This window comes from Sphingomonas sp. (assembly GCF_019242355.1).
Taxonomy (GTDB): Bacteria; Pseudomonadota; Alphaproteobacteria; order Sphingomonadales; family Sphingomonadaceae; genus Sphingomicrobium.
This window is the reverse complement of record NZ_JAFAVR010000104.1, coordinates 1-2727: the sequence shown is the minus strand read 5'-3', so window position 1 is coordinate 2727 and position 2727 is coordinate 1. Positions and strand designations below refer to the sequence as shown.

The 2727-nt window shown below is 68.0% G+C and carries 4 protein-coding genes; all 4 read left to right on the top strand.

Annotated features, from left to right (window positions below):
* A partial coding sequence (gene lgt / locus JOZ79_RS04830; RefSeq protein WP_294071374.1) for a prolipoprotein diacylglyceryl transferase occupies positions 1 to 536 on the top strand: 536 nt, incomplete at its 5' end.
* Between the two features lies 1 nt (position 537).
* Positions 538 to 1515, top strand: coding sequence for an SAM-dependent methyltransferase (locus tag JOZ79_RS04825; protein ID WP_294071371.1), 978 nt, complete (start codon positions 538 to 540; stop codon positions 1513 to 1515).
* Positions 1512 to 2036 (top strand): GNAT family N-acetyltransferase, encoded by a 525-nt coding sequence (locus JOZ79_RS04820; protein WP_294071368.1) that lies wholly within the window; start codon positions 1512 to 1514, stop codon positions 2034 to 2036. Before JOZ79_RS04825 ends, JOZ79_RS04820 begins: the two co-directional genes overlap by 4 nt.
* Positions 2033 to 2727: peptidoglycan editing factor PgeF (gene pgeF / locus JOZ79_RS04815; RefSeq protein WP_294071365.1), on the top strand; the 695-nt coding region annotated here is incomplete at its 3' end. The genes JOZ79_RS04820 and pgeF, both read left to right, overlap by 4 nt.

Here is a 2727-nt window from a genome sequence, read left to right as displayed (position 1 = left end):
TGATCGCGATCTGGCTGATGTGCCGGTCCAACGGGCTCTCTGTCCTGCGCGTGTGCGATTATATCGCATGCTGCGTGCCCTTCGGCCTCGGATTCGGTCGGCTCGCCAACTTCGTGAACCAGGAGCTGTGGGGCGCGCCGACGACGGTGCCCTGGGCGATCCGCTTCCAGGAGGCGACGCCGTTCGGGGTGATCCTCGGCCCGCCGCGGCACCCGAGCCAGCTCTACGAGGCGTTCCTGGAGGGCGTCGTCCTGTTCTGCATTCTCGCCTTCATGTTCTGGAAGACGAAGGCCCGCTACGAGCCGGGCAAGCTCGTCGGTGCATTCATCTTCTTCTACGGCCTCTTCCGCTTCGGCATCGAATTCATCCGCGAACCGGATGCGCAATTCGCTGGCACCTTGTTCCAGCAGGCGGGCCTGCACATGGGCCAGTGGCTGTCGCTGCCGATGATTCTCGGCGGCCTCTACCTGATGGTCACGGCGGCGAGCCGGCGCCAGCGGATCGAACCGACGGCCGGCATCGCCAGCGTCGCCTAGCGTGACCCCGCTCGAGCGGGCCGTCCGCGAGCGCATCTGCAGCGAGGGCGCGATCAGCGTCGAGGCCTATATGGATGCGTGCAACGCTTATTATTACGCAACCCGCGACCCGCTTGGCGCCACCGGCGATTTCGTCACTGCCCCCGAGGTCAACCAGATGTTCGGCGAGTTGGTGGGCGCAGCGCTCGCCGACTGCTGGAAGCGCGCCGGAGGGCCGACGGACGCCGTCTATGCGGAGCTCGGGCCCGGACGCGGCACGCTTGCCTCGGACGCCTTGCGAGTGCTGCGCTCGTCGGGCTTCAGGGGTGAGGTTCATTTCGTCGAGACAAGCCCGGTCCTGCGCGAGGCTCAGCGGCGCTGCGTGCCGGCTGCCGAATGGCACGACGCCATCGGCGATTTGCCGGCGCGTCCGATCCTGCTTGTCGGCAACGAGTTCCTCGACGCGCTGCCGATCCGCCAGTTTGTCGCCGGCGTCGAGCGCCGGGTCATGATCGCGGCCGGCGGCCTGGCCTTCGATCGCGACGGGGAGGTCATCGAGACCTCGCCGGCACGTGACGAGGCGGTCGCGGCGCTCGCGGCGCACATCGCCCGGCATGGCGGAGCGGCGCTCCTGATCGACTACGGCCACGAGCACGGCGGTCCCGGCGACACGCTCCAGGCGGTTTCACGCCATCGCTTCGCATCGGTGCTGGAACGGCCCGGAGAGCAGGACGTCACCTCGCATGTCGACTTCCAGGCGCTCGCAACGGTGGCACGCGGCGCTGGCGCGGCGGTCACGAATGTCGTGACCCAGGGCGAGTGGCTGCAACGGCTCGGCATCGATTCACGCGCCCAGGCCCTGTCGCGCGCCAATCCGGATCGCCTCCACGACCTGAATGCAGCAATCGACCGCCTCTGCGGCAGCGACGCCATGGGCAAGCTGTTCAAGGTGATCGCGATCCACGCCGCGGAATGGCCGCAACCCGCGGGCTTTGCATGACCGTCTCTTTCCGCCCCGGCAATCCGGCCGATGCGCAAGGCATAGCGGACGTCTTCCGGCAGTCGTTCGTCGACACCTTCGCGCACCTCTACCGACCCGAGGACCTCGCCGACTTCCTTTCGACCAAGGACCCCGACGCCTTTCGCGGAGACCTCGGCAACGGCGACTTCCACTTCATCGTCGCCGAGACGGAAGACGAGATCATCGGCTATGTGAAGCTTGGCCCGCCCGCGCTTCCGGTGGAAACTCCGCCCGGGACGATCGAACTGTGCCAGCTCTATGTTCTCAAGGAGTGGATTGGCGCGGGCATCGGCAGGGCGCTGATGGACCGCGCCCTCGGCCTGATTCGCGACAAGCAGGCTCGTCACGTCCAGCTCAGCGTCTTCGTCGACAATCATCGCGCGCGCCGCTTCTACGAGCGCTACGGCTTCCACGCGGTCGGCCGCTACGACTTCATGGTCGGCAGCCACGCCGACGAGGACATTATTCTTCGCCACATCGTCCTGCAGGCGGACGAATGACGGTCGAATCCATCCTTGCGCCATCGCTCGCCGGAGTGCCGCACGGTTTTCTCGGGCGGCGGGGCGGGGTCTCGGCCGGAGAAGTCGCGGGTCTCAATGTCGGCTACGGAAGCCAGGACGAGCGGGCCTCGATCGACGAGAACCGGCGGCGCGCGGTCGCGGCGGTGGCTCAGGGGGCCGAGCTGGTCACGCTTCACCAGGTGCATTCGGCCGAAGTGGTCTATGCGACGACTGCCTGGCCGCTCGACGCGCGGCCCCACGCGGACGCGGTGGTGACCGACCGGCCCGGACTGCTGCTCGGCATCCTGACTGCCGATTGCGCGCCGGTGCTGCTCGCCGACCGCTCGGCGGGCGTGATCGGCGCGGCTCATGCGGGCTGGCGCGGGGCGTTAACCGGAGTGACCGACGCCGTCATCGCCGCCATGGAACAGCTGGGCGCCCGCCGCGAAAAGATCGCAGCGGCGGTCGGGCCCTGCATCGCGCAGCCGTCCTATGAGGTCGATGCGGCGTTTCGCGAGCGCTTCCTCGAGGCCGATGAGACGAGTGGCATGTTCTTCTCTGCCGGCACGGACGGCAAGCCGCATTTCGACCTGCCGGGATACGTCCTCGATCGATTGCGCCGGGCCGGCGTCGCCGCCGAAGCGCTGGGGCTCGACACCTATACCGACCCGGAGCGCTTCTACAGCTTTCG